Raw genomic sequence first — 16,516 nt, forward strand, 5'->3', positions numbered from 1 at the left:
AACCAAAGCGTTTTTCTGTTTGCTCTAAGCGGGGGGGGACAATTATGATAAGGTTGTTATCATATTTTTTAAAGAACGGTGAAGTAAAAACGGTTGCTAGTGGGTTTATTGAAGGTCTTAGGGAACAATTAGTTGCCGGTTTATCAGGATCGGCAAGAGCTTTATTTATTGCCGCTTTGTATAAAGAAATGAAGCGGCCGCAGCTTATTGTTACGCATAATCTTTATCAAGCGCAAAAAATGTATGATGACTTAGTTGAGATACTCGGTGATGATGAGATTTATTTATATCCTGTCAATGAGCTAATTGCAGCGGAAATTGCCGTTGCAAGTCCAGAGCTGAAGGGGCAACGGATTGATGCGTTAAATTATTTGTGCAAAGCCAATAACGGCATCATTATTGCTCCGGTTGCTGGCTTAAGGAGAATTTTACCTCCAAAAGAATTATGGATGATGAACCAGGTTCACTTAAAAGTCGGCGATGAGATTCAATTGGACACATTTTTACAAAAGCTCATCCAAATGGGATATGTTCGAACTTCAATGGTGTCAACGCCTGGGGAATTTAGCATCCGAGGCGGAATTATAGATATTTATCCATTAACAGTTGAGCAACCGCTCAGAATTGAGCTTTTTGATACAGAAATTGATTCGATCCGTTATTTTGATATTGAAGTTCAGCGTTCATTGGAAAAAATTAACGAAATTTCCATCGGTCCGGCTACGGAAGTCCTATTGTTAGATGAACACTATGAGAGAGGAGCGGCCCAACTGGAACTTGGATTAGCAAAAAGCTTGAAAAAAGTTTCAGACCAAAAGGCGAGGGAAGCCCTTTCAGAGAAAATAAGCTATGAAATTGAACAATTAAAAAGAGGCCAATCTTTTGAGGAAATGTACAAGTATATGGCGCTCTATTATGAAAAGCCAGCTAGTTTACTAGATTATTTGCCGAATGGCAGTCTTGTTGTGATGGATGAAATCAGCCGGATCCAAGAAATGTCTCAAAATCTGGATAAGGAAGAAGCGGAATGGCAGTTGGCACTGATTCAACGAGGAGATTTAATCGTTGATTTGTCTTTGCACCACCATTTTCAAGATTTATTAGGAAAAACTAAGCAGCCAATACTCTATTTATCTTTATTCCTACGACATGTGCCGCATACCCATCCAGAAAATATCATTAATTTTACTTGTAAAACGATGCAAAATTTCCATGGACAAATGGATTTGCTAAAAGGTGAATTAGAAAGATGGAAAAAAGGAAAGTATGCAGTCGTTTTCTTGGCTGCCAATGAAGAGCGTGTTAAAAAACTAGGTAATGTTTTAGCAGACTATGGAATTGAAGCAGAAGCAATTTCCAATGATGCTGATTTATCAACGACAAGGTTCCAAATTTTGCAAGGTGATTTAAGCAGCGGTTTCGAATTGCCAATGCAGCATTTTGCTGTTATTACCGAAGAGGAACTTTTTAAGAAAAAAGCGAAAAAAACACCACGCAAACAGAAACTTTCCAATGCGGAGCGAATTAAAAGTTATTCCGAATTAAAAGTGGGCGATTATGTCGTTCATGTTAATCATGGAATTGGGAAATACTTAGGAATTGAAACATTGGAAATTAACGGTGTTCATAAAGATTACTTGCATTTGCGTTATTTAGGAAATGACAAGCTTTATGTGCCTGTTGAACAAATTGATCAAGTTCAAAAATATGTCGCTTCAGAAGGAAAAGAACCAAAATTATATAAGCTTGGCGGCAATGATTGGAAGAAGGTAAAAAATAAAGTTCAAAAATCGGTGCAAAATATTGCTGATGATTTAATAAAACTTTATGCAGAGAGACAGGCTTCCAAAGGTTATGCTTTTTCAAAAGATACTGAATTGCAACGCGAATTGGAGGCTTCATTCCCATATCAAGAAACAGAAGACCAGCTACGCTGTATTGAAGAAATTAAACGAGATATGGAAAGCGATCGACCGATGGATCGTCTTCTATGTGGAGATGTTGGCTATGGGAAAACAGAAGTTGCTATTCGGGCGATCTTTAAAGCAGTAATGGACGGAAAACAAGTGGCCTTTTTAGTACCTACAACGATTTTGGCCCAACAACACTATGAAACAATGCGTGAGCGTTTTCAAGGATTTCCGATCGAAGTGGGTATTCTTAGTCGTTTTCGGACGAGAAAACAGCAACAGGAAACGGTTAAAGGGATTAAAGATGGAACAATTGATGTTGTCGTAGGTACGCACCGTCTCTTGTCAAAAGACGTTGTTTTCCATGATTTAGGCTTACTAGTTATTGACGAAGAACAACGATTTGGCGTAACCCACAAAGAAAAAATTAAAAAGCTAAAGGCTAATGTTGATGTGCTGACATTGACGGCAACGCCGATTCCAAGGACGCTTCATATGTCAATGATTGGCGTAAGAGATTTATCTGTCATTGAAACACCGCCTGAAAATCGCTTTCCTATTCAAACGTATGTTGTAGAATACAATCCGGCGTTAGTGAGGGAAGCAATTGAAAGAGAACTAGCACGAGATGGCCAAGTTTATTTCCTTTACAATCGTGTAGACGACATTGAACGAAAAGCTGAAGAAATTTCAATGCTCGTTCCTGATGCCAGAATTACGTATGCCCACGGCCAAATGGATGAAAATGAATTGGAATCTGTTATTTTATCATTTATAGAAGGTGAATATGATGTACTTGTCAGCACGACGATTATTGAAACAGGTGTTGATATTCCAAATGTTAATACATTAATCGTGTATGATGCTGATAAGATGGGTCTTTCTCAGCTTTATCAGCTCAGGGGTCGTGTTGGCCGTTCTAACCGAGTTGCTTATGCTTATTTTACTTATCAGAAAGATAAAGTGTTGACGGAGGTTGCTGAAAAACGATTGCAAGCGATCAAGGAGTTTACAGAATTAGGATCCGGCTTTAAGATTGCAATGCGCGACCTCTCGATTCGTGGTGCCGGTAATCTTTTGGGAGCTGAACAGCATGGTTTTATCGATTCAGTAGGTTTTGATCTCTATTCACAAATGCTTAAAGAAGCCATCGAAGAAAGAAAAGGTATGCCGAAAGAAAAAATTTCACGAGATGTTGAAATTAATCTTGATATAGATGCCTATATTCCATCTGAATATATTCAAGATGAAAAACAAAAAATTGATATGTATAAACGATTCCGAGCGCTCGATAGTTTGGAAGATATTGCAGACTTGCAAGATGAAATGATTGACCGTTTTGGTGATTTCCCTAAAGAAGTAGAATATTTATTCCAGATAACAAGACTGAAAGTATATGCGAAATCAAACGGCGTTGAGTCGATTGTTCAAAAGAAACAAGAAATTTGGATTTTGATGGATGCCATACCCGAAATCGTTGGAAAAGTGGTTGAACTTTCATCGAAATATGTAAGAGATATTCGCCTCGGTCAAGAAGGTGAAAAGCTAAAAATTATTATTGAACAAAATGGAAAATCTAGCGCGGAACAGTTAGATCTCATTGAAAAGTTATTGAAAGAACTTGCTATGAAAGAAGAACAAGTGACAGGCTAAGGGGATGGAAAACATTCCCTTCCTGTCATTTGCAAAAATTTAACTTTCCTGATGAATAGAACTAAAAAGGTGTAAGATACTAATCACAAGAAAATGGTGATTTCTTCATTCAAAGGATTTGTACAGCCAGATCACCAATAAATTTCAATCATCAGATGAAAGTGAGGCATCTAGAATGAAAGCAACAGGTATTGTTCGTCGAATTGATGATTTAGGAAGAGTTGTAATTCCGAAAGAGATAAGAAGAACATTACGTATTCGTGAAGGGGACCCGCTTGAAATTTTCGTTGATCGCGATGGAGAGGTTATTTTAAAGAAATATTCACCAATTAGTGAACTTAGTGATTTTGCGAAAGAATATGCTGAAGCGCTTTTTGATAGTTTAGGGCATACGGTTTTAATTAGCGACAGGGATTCATTTATTGCAGTTGCGGGAGGATCTAAGAAGGAATATTTAAATCGCAACATTGGACAAGTTGTTGAAAAGACAATGGAAAACCGTCAAGTTTATTTAGAAACAACAGAAAAAGAAGTAGAATTTATTGATGGCATTGATGAAAAAGTGAACTCTTTTGTCATCAGCCCGATTATTGCAAATGGTGACCCAATTGGAACGGTGACCATTATATCTAGAGATGGAAAACCTGTAGGAGAAATCGAACAAAAAGCGGCTGAAACAGCATCAAGCTTTTTGGCACGGCAAATGGAACAATAATTATATTGCATCATTATGTATATTACTGTTACAGAAGATAACTTTTAGAATCGTAAAGGAGGCGGCGTTGCTGTCTCCTTTTTATACTTTAAGAAAGACATTATAATTTGTCATTGGGGAAAATGACGTGTTTTTCTAATATATGTTATAATACCTCCATTGAATGTGTACGGTAAAGGAAGAGGGTTATGAACGCCGATCAATCATTTACGGGAAAAAATATATTAAAAAGTGCTTTGCTTTTAACAATTGTCGGCATTATTATAAAAGTTTTAAGCGCAGTCTATCGTATCCCATTTCAGAACATCGTTGGCGATATCGGTTATTACATATATCAGCAAGTATACCCTTTTTACGGGGTTGCTTTCATTTTATCTACATATGGTTTTCCTGTAGTCATTTCTAAATTAATAGCGGAATTGACACCAACAAACAAAGCAGAAGCAAGAAAGGTTTTGTTCGTCTCCTTTATTTTTTTGTCATTACTCTTTATTGCCTTGTTTTTCATTTTCTATACTTACGCGGAAAAAATTGCCTCCTTAATGGGGGATGAACATTTGACGCTTCCAATAAAAACGGTTGCTTTTACATATTTGTTTGTTCCGATTGTGTCGGTTATAAGAGGTTATTTTCAAGGCCACAATAATATGCGTCCAACAGCTATTTCACAATTTGTCGACCAGTTCGTCCGCGTTGTGACGATTTTGCTTATCACTTACTTTTTGGTGGCCTATGGACAATCGATTTACACGACTGCGGCTGGAGCAGTGGCCGGTTCAATTGCCGGTGCATGTTGTGGAGCGATTATATTATGTTTTTATTGGCTAAAAAGAAAAAAAGATGAGCCTCAACAAAGTACGAAGAGAAATGTAATGAAATACACATCTTTATCGATAATTAAAACTTTATCTCGGGACGGTTTAACAATTTGTATTAGCAGCCTGTTATTAATATTATTACAACTCGCTGATAGCATGACATTGTATTCGCAATTGGTTAAAAGTAAACTTTTTTCGGCGACAGATGCAAAAATTGCTAAAGGTATTTTTGATCGGGGCCAGCCACTTATTCAATTAGGAACGGTGTTGGCTGCATCTATGTCATTAACAGTTGTTCCGCTTATTTCAAGCGCTAAAGTCCGAGCTGATTTTCAAAATATTAAAGAAAAAGTTGATTTATCGTTCCGTATTTGCATTATTGCCGGCGTTGGAGCTTCATTAGGGTTAATGGCCATTATAAAACCTGCCAATCTCATGCTCTATACAGATATGAATGGGTCTTATGTATTGGCAATATTAGCATGTACAATCATCTTTTGTTCACTTGCATTGACAGCTGCAGGGGTTATTCAAGGGTTAGGATCGTGTATCATACCTGCACTGTGTATTATCATTGGCGTCATTTGTAAACTATTTCTTAATTATATGTTTGTACCACTGTTCGGGACGTATGGAGCGGCCTCTGCAACGGTGCTCGCTTCTTTAGTCATTGCGATGTTGCTTATAAAGCACCTGTCAAATATGGTGGAGATTCAATCCTTGAAATCTTATTTCATAAAAGCATTATTGGCTGGTGCATGGATGGTTTGTTGTTTAATTGGCTACCAAATTTTATTTCATAAATTGTTCGGAATAAGCCTTACAACCGATCGTTTCCTAGCATCTGTTGAAACTTTAACTGCCATTTTCTTGGGAGCATGGGTATATCTTTATTCCATTTTGAAGATGGGCATTTTTACAGAGAGTGAATTACGGATGTTACCTTTTGGTGAAAAGTTTGTATTCATCATGAAAAGAAAAGAGCGGCGTTTATTGAAGGAGGAGTAAAAATGATAAATACGATTACGATTCTTGGGCTTGGAGCGGGTGATTTAGAACAGCTTTCAGTCGGTGTTTACCGGAAGTTAAAAAATGCCCAGCATCTTTATTTGCGGACAAAAGACCATCCGGTAGTCAGTGATTTGTTAAAAGAAGGTATTCAATTTGAAACGTTTGATAAAGTTTATGAAAAACATGATAGCTTTGAAGTTGTCTATGAGGAAATCGTAGAAACTCTAATAGAAAAAGTAAAGGAAACGGATCTTACATATGCAGTTCCAGGACATCCGCTTGTTGCCGAAAAAACAGTTAAATTGCTATTGGAGAGATCCCGTGGGGATCGTTATCATGTGGCAATTGAAGGTGGGCAAAGTTTTTTTGATGCGATGTTTACGGCGCTGAAAATTGACCCTATAGAAGGTTTTCAGTTTTTGGACGGGACCGATTTGCATGAAAGTCAGTTGAATTTAAGGCAGCATATTATTATCGGCCAAGTTTACGACAGTTTTATCGCCTCAGAAGTAAAATTAACCCTCATGGAACGATTGCCGGATGATTATGAAGTTGTGCTAGTGACACAAGCGGGAACGAAGGGTGAAACGATTAAACACTTGCCATTATATGAACTTGATCGGGAAGTGGAAATCAACAATTTAACGAGCGTTTATGTGCCGCCTGTTCAAGATGATGAGCTGGTTTATGGTGATTTTCAAAAATTGCGTGAAGTGATTAGAACTCTTCGCGAACCGAATGGCTGTCCTTGGGATCGGGAACAGACTCATGAATCGTTAAAAAAATATTTAGTAGAAGAAACGTATGAAGTGTTGGATGCCATTGACAATGGTGATATTGATTTGTTAATTGAAGAGTTGGGCGATGTTCTTTTGCAAGTAATGCTTCATGCACAAATTGGTGAAGATGATGGCTATTTCAATATTAATGATGTGATTCGTGCTATTACGGAAAAAATGATCCGCCGTCATCCACATGTTTTTGGCGATGTTACGGTACAATCAGCCAAAGATGTTGTAACAAATTGGGAGCAAATTAAGCGCACCGAGAAGGAGAATGGCAAGGAAGAGGCTTCAATCTTAGACGGTATTCCGAAAGAACTTCCAAGTCTATATCGGGCTTATGAATTGCAGAAAAAGGCAGCAAAAGTCGGTTTTGATTGGCAAGATGTTGAACCGATGTGGGAAAAAGTAAAAGAAGAACTCGATGAATTTCGAAAGGAGGTTATTAGTGACGAGAAAGAGCAAATGAAGAAGGAATTTGGAGATATTCTTTTTGCACTTGTGAATTTGGCCAGATTTTATAAAATTGATCCTGAAGAAGCGCTACGGTTTACGAACAATAAATTTTATAAACGATTCCGGTTTATTGAAGAAAAAGTGAAAGAAAATGGACAAGTCATTACAGAAATGTCGCTTGATGAATTGGATGCAATCTGGGAAGAGGCAAAAAAGTATGATTGCTAGGAATGCGATAAAATTTTAAGATGAATGGATGAGAGAGAGGACGTGGCATTGAAATGGAGATGCGCTTGGACAAATTTTTAAAAGTATCAAGGCTCATCAAACGGAGAACATTAGCGAAGCAAGTGGCTGATGAAGGTAGAATTACTATTAATGGAAATCGGGCGAAAGCAAGTTCAACCGTGAAAGTCGGCGATGAATTAACAATTCGATTTGGCAAAAAATTAGTTACGGTTAAAGTGGAAGAAATAAAGGATACGACGAAAAAAGAGAATGCAGCTTCTATGTATACAGTTATTAAAGAAGAAAAAATCGATAGCACTGTTGAAGAAGAAAGTGAAGAAGAAAACCCTTTTGTTTTATAAAAAAAGGGTTTTTTTTATGAGTCTCTGTTTTGTTAAGCTTGGTCTAAATCGTGCGCTCCTCTCATATAGTGTAGTAGAAGATTTATGTACTCAAGAAAGGTACAAAAGTCTCTTTACAACTACTTCAAACATTTTTTACGATAGGAGGGTATGATATGGATCATTATTATGATATGACATCTTCAAATAAAGGGACACCTCCTCAGCATGATGTGATCATGAGAGGGCGTCGAACGTTAGAAATATCAGGAATTAAGCAAGTTGAAAGCTTTGATAATGAAGAATTTCTATTGGAAACAACGATGGGCTTTCTCGTCATACGCGGTGAAAATTTGCAGATGAAAAATTTAGACGTTGATAAAGGTGTCGTAGCTATTAAAGGGAGAATTTCCGCATTAACTTATATTGATGATCAGCATGGGGAGAAAGCTAAAGGTTTCTTTAGCAAGTTGTTCAAATGAGTTTAGCCATTCAATTTCATACGATGATTGCGATGATCATCATGGGAGGATGGCTAGGGGTTGCATTGGATACATATGGTCGCTTCCTAAAGCGGCCTAAACGCGCCTCTTGGGTATTGTTTCTATATGATTTATTATTTTGGATTGTACAGGCCTTACTCTTTTTTTATATTCTTCTGCTTGTGAATGAAGGACAGCTTCGTTTTTATATTATTTTGGCCATCCTTTGCGGCTATGCTGCCTATCAAAGTCTATTCCGCAATCTTTATTTAAAATTTTTGGAAATGATAATAAAAGGATCGATTTGGACGTATTTTTTCATCAAACGTTTATTGACGCTTTTTGTTGTACGCCCAATTCGAGGACTAATAAAACTTTTAATAGCTATTGTCCTTTTTATAGGAAATGTTTTCCTAATGTTAGGAAAGCTTTTATGGAAGCTTCTTCACATCTTCTTCAACATCATTTATCGACCTATCAAGTGGTTTTTTAAAATATTATGGCGATTTGTGCCAGAAAAGTTCAAAATGTTTTCTAAAAAAATAGAAGGTTTTTATGTTACAAAGAAGAATATTATAGTAAAATGGTGGAAAAATTTCCGTAAATAAGGGGGCAGCCAATTCGATGGAACCAGTCCGAAGTCGTAAAATTACAGCATTACATCAAAACTACAACCAAGCAGAAATAAAAAAACAGCAAGATTTGAAAAAGAAACGTCTCGGCCTTTACCGCAGGCTTGTATTTATCGGCCTTCTTGCTCTTGGCATCGGCTATACAATTGGATCCGTCCTCTTATCTCAATCGGAAATCCTTAACGAAAAAATGAATGAAAAAATAAAGCTTGAAAAAGAGCTTTCGTCACTAAAAGAACAAGAAAGGGATTATCGTGCGGAAATTGTAAAGCTGAATGACGAGGAGTATGTCGCAAAAGTTGCTAGAAGTGAATATTTTTTATCTGAAGAAGGGGAGATTATTTTTAAGCTGCCTTAAGAGGCAATTTGACAATATTGACCGTTATTTTTGAATTTAGTATAATTAAATAAAATGATTTTGTTTATATTCAAGGAGGAACATTTTTTTTATGTCAATTGAAGTAGGCAGCAAGTTACAAGGAAAAGTAACAGGAATCACCAATTTTGGCGCATTTGTAGAGCTGCCAGAGGGCTCAACAGGTCTTGTCCATATTAGTGAAGTTGCAGATAATTATGTCAAAGACATAAACGACTTCTTACATGTGGGCGATGAAGTAACTGTAAAAGTTTTAAATGTTGAGAAAGATGGTAAAATTGGTTTATCTATTAAAAAAGCGAAAGAACAGGCAGAAACGGGTGTGAATGAACATTCCCAACGCCAACAGCGCCCACGAAATTTCAAACCTGAAAAGCGCGGTGGTGGTGCTGCCGAATCGTTCGAGTCAAAAATGGCTCGCTTCTTAAAAGATAGTGAAGATCGCTTAGCATCATTAAAACGCCATACAGAATCAAAACGTGGCGGCCGTGGTGCGCGTAGAGGTTAATATCAAAAATTATTCAAAGTATGCTTGCTGTCTGTATCAGGGCAAGATCATATATACGAAAGAAATGAAGCACCCGATTGGGTGCTTTTTAGTTTTTTAAACGAAAAAAGTGCAAAAATTTTTTTCATATTATGCGCAAAAATATTAAGCGGTAGACAACTTTTTTTGCATAGAGGGAAAGTATAATTGATTGGGTAAAAGACTTGTATTATTTTATTGGTCAATTTTCCTCTATAAATTTAAAATATTTTACCATGTTGGCATAAACCTTGCATTAAAAAGGTTGAAATACAGTAAATATTTGAAAATTTATAGGAGGAATGATTATGGAGAAAAACGAAATACATATACCTTTTGCTGCTGCAATCATCCCTTTATTAGTCATGATGATTACAATGGCTTTTACTATTATTAAATTTGAAGGAAGCCCGCATGTTCCATTAATTGTTGGTGCAGTTGTATCCGCTTTCATTGCGTGGAGATATGGGTATAAGTGGAAAGAAATTGAAGATGGGTTTTATAAAGGTATCACATTGGCGTTGCCAGCGATCGTCATTGTGATCATCGTTGGTTTGATCATTGGTTCATGGATTGGCGGAGGAATTATCGCAACGATGATTTATTATGGTCTGAAGTTTCTGAGCCCTTCGATGTTCCTTTTGTCCATTTGTGTCATTTGTGCCATTGTATCTTTAGCAATCGGAAGTTCTTGGTCAACGATGGGAACCATTGGTGTTGCCGGCATGGGGATTGGCATTAGTATGGGAATTCCAGCGCCAATGATAGCAGGTGCTATTATTTCTGGTGCCTATTTTGGCGATAAAATGTCACCATTATCTGATACAACGAATTTGGCATCTGGAATTACAAATACGGATTTATTCGAGCATATAAAACATATGTTTTACACAACGATACCAGCCCTAGTCATTGCCCTTGTTGTGTATTGGATTTTAGGGAGAAATTATAGCGGAAGCGAACTCAACAATGAAAAGATTTTAGAAGTGATGAATGTATTAAATGAAAACTTTTTTATAACCCCTTGGTTGCTTGTTGTTCCGGTATTGATCATTGTTTTAGTTGCATTAAAAGTTCCTGCCTTACCTTCGTTGATTGTTGGGGTATTGCTAGGTTGGCTTTGCCAAGTTTTTGTTCAAGGCGGCTCTGTTGCAGATGCGGTGAACACATTGCAAGGCGGATTTTCAATTGAAACAGGAAATGAATTAGTTGATGGTCTCTTAAACCGTGGCGGTATTGATGATATGATGTATACTGTTTCTCTTACAATCGTTGCCATGACTTTTGGCGGTGTTATGGAACGAACCGGAATGCTCCGTTCAATAGTAGCTCAAATTTCGAAGCTGGCAAAAACTGCACGCAGTCTTGTTGCTACTACAGTCGTATCATCGTTTTTAACAAATATTACGGCAGCCGAGCAGTATATTTCAATTTTATTGCCTGGCCGTATGTACGCTCAAGCGTTTAAAGAAAAAGGTCTTCAGTCGAAAAATCTTTCCCGTGCTTTAGAAGATGGCGGTACGGTCACTTCAGCGTTAGTTCCGTGGAATACGTGCGGTGTTTTTATTTTATCAACACTCGCTGTTCATCCATTTGAATATGCGCCTTATGCTATTTTAAATTTCACCGTACCAATATTGTCTATTATCTTTGCTTTCTTAGGAATTAAAATTGCCTATATACGTGAAGATGAGAAAATTGAACATGAAATTGCAGAAACGAGAGTAAGTTCTTAGTCTTTTTAGATAAATCTTTTATAAATTTTTTTATTTTTAGTATTTTGTATTGATACCTGCATATGATAGTAGAGGTTAGAAAGTAAAAATTGTTTAAGGGGGAAATGATTGTGTGGGTTGTAACGCTTTATGCGCATGACCGCATCAAGATGTACGAATTTGATAACAAGGAGGAGGCTCAAAAACAATTTGACAACCTGACCGGTTGCAAGATTTTATCCGAAGTCATTTATTTTACGGATTTCGAAGATGCTGATGTCATGCCAAAGCGTGAATTAGCGTTTGCCCCTAACTAATCGATCGTGCAGGTTGAAATTGGAGCAAACGGATGTAAAGTGGACATCGTACAAAACTTGGAAAGGTTGTTCCATGTCGTATTCAACGAAAAAAACTGGGCTTCATACCCAGTTTTTTTTATGCGCTAAATTTCCAGTTAAACCTTTTCTATTAAGTAATAATAATGGAACTTTTACTTTTTATTGATATTGTATTTTTTAAGACGGTATTGCAAGTTTTGGCGGCTCATGCCAAGTGCTTCCGCTGCTTTTGTAATATTAAACTGATAATGTTTCATAATTTTTGTTAAGTAATATGTTTCGACTTCTTTCAAATATTGATCCAATGGTTTAATATTTTTTCCTTTTTGAGAAATCAAGTGATTGGATTGAGAGAAAATATCTGCTTCTTTTTTCAATTGTGTTTTATTTCGGAAATGAATTGGCAAATGGATGTACGAAATGAGATCTTCCTGATCAATTAAATTCATGGCACCTTCGATAATATGCTCCAGTTCACGAATATTGCCCGGCCAGTCGTAATGATGGAATATATTCAAAACTTCATCATCAATACCTTTCACATTCATGCCAAACAATTGGTTGTATTTATCAATAAAGTATTGAACAAGCTCAGGAATATCTTCTTTTCTTTCTCTGAGCGGCGGTATAAAAAGGGAAACAACACTTAGCCGATAATATAAGTCTTTTCGAATCCTCCCTTGGGCAATGGCTTCGAATGGATCTTCATTAATCGTTGCGATGATTCTGACATCAATTTCACGATCTTTCGTATCACCAATCCGCCGTACTGTTTTTTCTTGTAATACTCGTAAAAGCTTTGCTTGTAAAGCGGGATTAAGGGAATTTAACTCATCGAGAAGCAATGTTCCGCCTTCAGCTTGTTCAAAAAGTCCAGGCCGTTCAATTGCTCCAGTAAAAGCTCCTTTTTTAGTACCGAACAACAACCCTTCAATTAAACTGTCTGGTAAAGCAGCACAATTTTGAGAAATGAAAGGTTTTCCCGAACGGTTACTTCCGTTATGAATGCTTTGAGCAAACAATTCTTTTCCTGTTCCGGTCTCGCCGACAATAAGTACAGAGGAGCTTGTGCGCGTCACTCTTTTACTTGCTTCAATCACTTCTTGAATTTGTTTGCTCTTTCCAATAATTGAATCAAATGTATAACGGGTATTCCCTTTTTTATTCATATTTTCTCTAATAAGCTTTTCAAGCTTCGTAATATCTCGGGCAATTTCAATGGCTCCGATGATTTTGCCCTCTTCAATAATCGGAAATGTATTATTAATTGTTGTTATTTCTTTTCCGCGAATATTAAAGTATGTTTGTTTAACATTTTTTATCGCATGCCCTTTTTGTAAAACATCTAAAAGTGTACTGTCTTCGTTTTGATTGAAAGAAAAAACGTCCAAAAGGTTTTTATTAAGAACATCTCCAATATGCATTCCTTCAATTTCGCTCATTTTCCGATTATAAATAATAGTTTTTCCGTTTTGGTCAATCGCATGGATACCTACATCAATCTCATCGAGAATTCGTTGGAAATATATATTTTTTACAGGAATCGTTCCACTATTTTTAGCCGCCATAGAAGGGTCCCCTTTATAAAATTTACTATTATTTTAGCAAAACAGCTAATAGGAGCAAGAAAAATTTGCACTTATTTATTATAGTCAAAATAATAAAGAAAAAAATTTTTGCTCTAATGTTGATAAAAAGCAAAAAAATATTGCATCCAATGATTAATATACCAATAGTTCAAGGTTGGCATATTTCTTGCATATATTAAATTATGAGTACGATCAGTAAAGGAATGAGATTCGTGGAAACTTCTTAAACTAGAGTATGAAGACGATAAGGAGGATATATATTGAACATGGTAGATTCAAAAAACAAAAAATCAACTCAAATCATAGAGCAGACTGAAAAATACGGAGCGAAGAACTATCACCCACTGCCAATTGTTATTTCGAAGGCAGAAGGCGTGTGGGTGGAAGACCCTGAAGGAAATAAATATATGGATTTTCTTAGTGCATACTCAGCTGTTAACCAAGGACACCGTCATCCGAAAATTATCCAAGCTTTAAAAGATCAAGCAGACTTAGTTACCTTAACATCTCGTGCATTCCATAATGATAAGTTAGGGCCTTGGTATGAAATGGTTTGTAAATTAACAAACAAAGAAATGGCTTTACCGATGAATACAGGTGCCGAGGCTGTAGAAACAGCTTTTAAAGCAGCACGCCGTTGGGCTTATGATGTCAAAGGCGTTCCAGAAAATCAAGCTGAAATTATTGCTTGTTCCGGAAACTTCCATGGTCGAACAATGACTGCGGTTTCTTTGTCATCAGATCCAGAATATAAACGAGGCTTTGGACCGATGCTCCCTGGCATTAAAATTGTCCCGTATGGAGATGTGGAAGCTTTAAAAAATGCGATCACCGACAATACAGCTGCTTTAATCATTGAGCCAATCCAAGGTGAGGCGGGAATTGTCATCCCACCGGAAGGTTATTTGAAGAAAGCGTATGAAGTTTGTAAGGAAAATAATGTTTTATTTATTGCCGATGAAATTCAGGCAGGTCTTGGCCGCTCCGGAAAAATGTTTGCTTGCGATTGGGAAGATATTGTTCCTGATATGTATATATTAGGAAAAGCTCTTGGCGGCGGGGTGTTCCCTATTTCTTGCGTTGTTGCCAATAAAGATATTCTTGGTGTGTTCAATCCTGGTTCACACGGCTCTACTTTTGGCGGCAATCCATTGGCATGTGCCGTTTCCATCGCAGCAATCAATGTTATAGTTGAAGAAAAGCTTGCGGAACGTTCGTTAAAACTTGGAGAATACTTTATTCAAAAATTAAGAGAGATCAAGAATCCAATCATTAAAGAAGTCCGAGGACGCGGTTTATTTATCGGTGTTGAGCTAACGGAACCAGCACGTAAATATTGTGAAGCATTAAAAGAAGAAGGTCTCCTTTGTAAAGAAACGCATGAGACGGTCATTCGCTTTGCTCCTCCGTTAGTGATTACCAAAGAAGAACTTGATTGGGCATTTGAGAGGATACAAAAAGTTTTAGAAAAAGATAAAGCAAATTAAGAAAAATAATAAGAGTACAAGAGGTGCTAGAAAGATGTCTGGTACAAAAACAGCAGAAAAAACTGTTCAAAATGTAGAAGAATCAATGGACTTATTTACGTCAACACAAACGATTATTAAAGAGGCTTTAGAAAAATTAGGGTATACGGAAGAAATGTATGAATTGTTGAAAGAACCGCTAAGATTATTAACCGTAAGAATCCCTGTGCGAATGGATGATGGTTCAATCAAAATTTTTACCGGGTACCGGTGCCAACATAATGATGCAGTAGGTCCGACAAAAGGCGGAATCCGATTTCATCCCGAAGTGACTGAAGAAGAAGTAAAAGCTTTGTCCATGTGGATGAGTTTGAAATGCGGTCTTGTTGACTTGCCTTATGGCGGAGGTAAGGGAGGGATCGTTTGTGATCCTCGGAAAATGTCAATGGGTGAATTAGAGCGGCTTAGCCGTGGCTATGTGAGGGCCATCAGTCAGATTGTAGGTCCGACGAAAGATATACCGGCGCCAGATGTGTATACAAACTCGCAAATCATGGCTTGGATGATGGATGAGTATAGCAAAATCCGCGAATATGATTCTCCTGGCTTCATTACCGGAAAACCTCTCGTTCTTGGCGGATCGCAAGGCAGGGAAAGAGCTACTGCCCAAGGGGTTGTCATTTGCATTGAAGAAGCCGCTAAAAAGCGTGGCATATCTATTGAAGGGGCGCGTGTAGTTATTCAAGGCTTCGGAAATGCAGGGAGCTATTTAGCAAAATTTTTGCATGACCGGGGAGCGAAAGTTATCGGTATTTCCGATGTGTTTGGTGGTTTGCATGATCCTAATGGCCTTGATATAGATTACCTTTTAGATCGAAGAGACAGCTTTGGAACGGTAACGAATTTATTTAAAAATACAATTACCAATAAAGAACTGTTAGAACTTGATTGTGATATTTTAGTGCCTGCTGCCATTTCAAACCAAATTACAGCTCAAAATGCTCATAATATTAAAGCATCAATCGTTGTGGAAGCAGCAAATGGCCCGACAACTTTGGAAGCGACAAAAATTTTAACAGAACGAGGTATTTTGTTAGTTCCAGATGTTTTAGCAAGCGCTGGCGGTGTTACTGTATCCTATTTTGAATGGGTGCAAAATAATCAAGGTTATTATTGGACTAGTGAGGAAGTAAACGAAAAACTTCAGAAAATGCTAGTAAAAGCATTTAATAATGTATACGAAACATCTAAGCAACGAAATGTTAACATGCGTTTGGCTGCCTATATGACAGGTATTCGAAAAATGGCGGAGGCAGCAAGATTTAGAGGTTGGGTATAAAATAGTTTGGCTTGTCTAAAAAATACCGAAAAAAAACAGCGGATTGAGAAATAGATGGGTTCTCAATATCGCTGTTTTTCTTTTTACTCGTTACTCGAAATTCGTGTTAATTTCAGTAGATTGAGGGGCGCGATACTAG

General features: G+C 37.2%; 14 protein-coding genes. 13 read left to right on the top strand and 1 reads right to left on the bottom strand.

All coding sequences use genetic code 11. From position 1 onward, the window contains the following. Positions 1 to 44 precede the first annotated feature (44 nt). The 11 genes from mfd to HR057_RS14180 all read left to right on the top strand — a co-directional run bounded on the left by mfd (position 45) and on the right by HR057_RS14180 (position 11,962). On the top strand, positions 45 to 3,563 hold the full coding sequence (gene mfd, locus HR057_RS14130; protein ID WP_173732089.1) for a transcription-repair coupling factor: 3,519 nt from the start codon (positions 45 to 47) through the stop codon (positions 3,561 to 3,563). Positions 3,564 to 3,738: 175 nt separating this feature from the next. After that, positions 3,739 to 4,278 carry a stage V sporulation protein T gene (gene spoVT, locus HR057_RS14135; protein ID WP_173732090.1) on the top strand — a complete coding sequence of 180 codons (540 nt, stop codon included), beginning with the start codon at positions 3,739 to 3,741 and terminating at the stop codon, positions 4,276 to 4,278. Positions 4,279 to 4,466: 188 nt separating this feature from the next. Then, positions 4,467 to 6,104 carry a putative polysaccharide biosynthesis protein gene (locus HR057_RS14140; protein ID WP_173732091.1) on the top strand — a complete coding sequence of 546 codons (1,638 nt, stop codon included), beginning with the start codon at positions 4,467 to 4,469 and terminating at the stop codon, positions 6,102 to 6,104. A gap of 2 nt (positions 6,105 to 6,106) precedes the next feature. Beyond that, positions 6,107 to 7,573, top strand: a complete 1,467-nt coding sequence (gene yabN, locus HR057_RS14145; RefSeq protein WP_173732092.1) for a bifunctional methyltransferase/pyrophosphohydrolase YabN — start codon at positions 6,107 to 6,109, stop codon at positions 7,571 to 7,573. 59 nt (positions 7,574 to 7,632) lie between these two features. Then, entirely contained in the window at positions 7,633 to 7,935 is a 303-nt protein-coding gene (locus HR057_RS14150; RefSeq protein ID WP_173732118.1) for an RNA-binding S4 domain-containing protein, read from the top strand. 155 nt (positions 7,936 to 8,090) lie between these two features. Beyond that, positions 8,091 to 8,396, top strand: coding sequence for a sporulation protein YabP (yabP, locus tag HR057_RS14155; RefSeq protein WP_173732093.1), 306 nt, complete (start codon positions 8,091 to 8,093; stop codon positions 8,394 to 8,396). Beyond that, a complete protein-coding gene (yabQ, locus tag HR057_RS14160) occupies positions 8,393 to 9,004 on the top strand; it encodes a spore cortex biosynthesis protein YabQ (protein ID WP_173732094.1) in 612 nt (203 codons plus the stop codon). The genes yabP and yabQ overlap by 4 nt, the downstream gene beginning before the upstream one ends. Positions 9,005 to 9,020: 16 nt before the next feature. After that, complete coding sequence (locus tag HR057_RS14165) at positions 9,021 to 9,386, top strand: FtsB family cell division protein (protein WP_173732095.1); 366 nt, start codon at positions 9,021 to 9,023, stop codon at positions 9,384 to 9,386. Positions 9,387 to 9,477: 91 nt separating this feature from the next. After that, positions 9,478 to 9,912: a S1 domain-containing RNA-binding protein gene (locus tag HR057_RS14170; RefSeq protein ID WP_173732096.1), complete on the top strand. Its 435-nt coding sequence runs from the start codon at positions 9,478 to 9,480 to the stop codon at positions 9,910 to 9,912. Positions 9,913 to 10,238: 326 nt separating this feature from the next. Beyond that, on the top strand, positions 10,239 to 11,666 hold the full coding sequence (gene nhaC, locus HR057_RS14175) for a Na+/H+ antiporter NhaC (protein ID WP_173732097.1): 1,428 nt from the start codon (positions 10,239 to 10,241) through the stop codon (positions 11,664 to 11,666). 110 nt (positions 11,667 to 11,776) lie between these two features. Beyond that, positions 11,777 to 11,962 (top strand): hypothetical protein, encoded by a 186-nt coding sequence (locus tag HR057_RS14180; RefSeq protein ID WP_173732098.1) that lies wholly within the window; start codon positions 11,777 to 11,779, stop codon positions 11,960 to 11,962. A gap of 173 nt (positions 11,963 to 12,135) precedes the next feature. Here the strand turns inward: HR057_RS14180 and HR057_RS14185 are convergent, their stop codons facing one another. Beyond that, positions 12,136 to 13,551, bottom strand: a complete 1,416-nt coding sequence (locus HR057_RS14185) for a sigma-54 interaction domain-containing protein (RefSeq protein ID WP_173732099.1) — start codon at positions 13,549 to 13,551, stop codon at positions 12,136 to 12,138. Between the two features lie 287 nt (positions 13,552 to 13,838). Here HR057_RS14185 and HR057_RS14190 point away from each other — a divergent pair, with 287 nt between their 5' ends. Together HR057_RS14190 and HR057_RS14195 are read left to right on the top strand one after the other, a co-directional pair. Further along, positions 13,839 to 15,059 (top strand): ornithine--oxo-acid transaminase, encoded by a 1,221-nt coding sequence (locus HR057_RS14190; protein ID WP_173732119.1) that lies wholly within the window; start codon positions 13,839 to 13,841, stop codon positions 15,057 to 15,059. A 34-nt stretch (positions 15,060 to 15,093) separates the two neighbouring features. Continuing rightward, complete coding sequence (locus HR057_RS14195) at positions 15,094 to 16,377, top strand: Glu/Leu/Phe/Val family dehydrogenase (protein ID WP_173732100.1); 1,284 nt, start codon at positions 15,094 to 15,096, stop codon at positions 16,375 to 16,377. Positions 16,378 to 16,516: the final 139 nt, after the last annotated feature.

Origin of the sequence: Calidifontibacillus erzurumensis, assembly GCF_013303125.1 — a bacterium.
Lineage (GTDB): Bacteria > Bacillota > Bacilli > Bacillales > Bacillaceae_J > Calidifontibacillus > Calidifontibacillus erzurumensis.

Bases quoted from the DNA above. Each gene is read 5' to 3' on its own strand.
- mfd (WP_173732089.1), top strand. From the start codon at position 45: ATGATAAGGTTGTTATCATATTTTTTAAAGAACGGTGAAGTAAAAACG.
- spoVT (WP_173732090.1), top strand. From the start codon at position 3,739: ATGAAAGCAACAGGTATTGTTCGTCGAATTGATGATTTAGGAAGAGTT.
- HR057_RS14140 (WP_173732091.1), top strand. From the start codon at position 4,467: ATGAACGCCGATCAATCATTTACGGGAAAAAATATATTAAAAAGTGCT.
- yabN (WP_173732092.1), top strand. From the start codon at position 6,107: ATGATAAATACGATTACGATTCTTGGGCTTGGAGCGGGTGATTTAGAA.
- HR057_RS14150 (WP_173732118.1), top strand. From the start codon at position 7,633: ATGCGCTTGGACAAATTTTTAAAAGTATCAAGGCTCATCAAACGGAGA.
- yabP (WP_173732093.1), top strand. From the start codon at position 8,091: ATGGATCATTATTATGATATGACATCTTCAAATAAAGGGACACCTCCT.
- yabQ (WP_173732094.1), top strand. From the start codon at position 8,393: ATGAGTTTAGCCATTCAATTTCATACGATGATTGCGATGATCATCATG.
- HR057_RS14165 (WP_173732095.1), top strand. From the start codon at position 9,021: ATGGAACCAGTCCGAAGTCGTAAAATTACAGCATTACATCAAAACTAC.
- HR057_RS14170 (WP_173732096.1), top strand. From the start codon at position 9,478: ATGTCAATTGAAGTAGGCAGCAAGTTACAAGGAAAAGTAACAGGAATC.
- nhaC (WP_173732097.1), top strand. From the start codon at position 10,239: ATGGAGAAAAACGAAATACATATACCTTTTGCTGCTGCAATCATCCCT.
- HR057_RS14185 (WP_173732099.1), bottom strand. From the start codon at position 13,551: ATGGCGGCTAAAAATAGTGGAACGATTCCTGTAAAAAATATATATTTC.
- HR057_RS14190 (WP_173732119.1), top strand. From the start codon at position 13,839: ATGGTAGATTCAAAAAACAAAAAATCAACTCAAATCATAGAGCAGACT.
- HR057_RS14195 (WP_173732100.1), top strand. From the start codon at position 15,094: ATGTCTGGTACAAAAACAGCAGAAAAAACTGTTCAAAATGTAGAAGAA.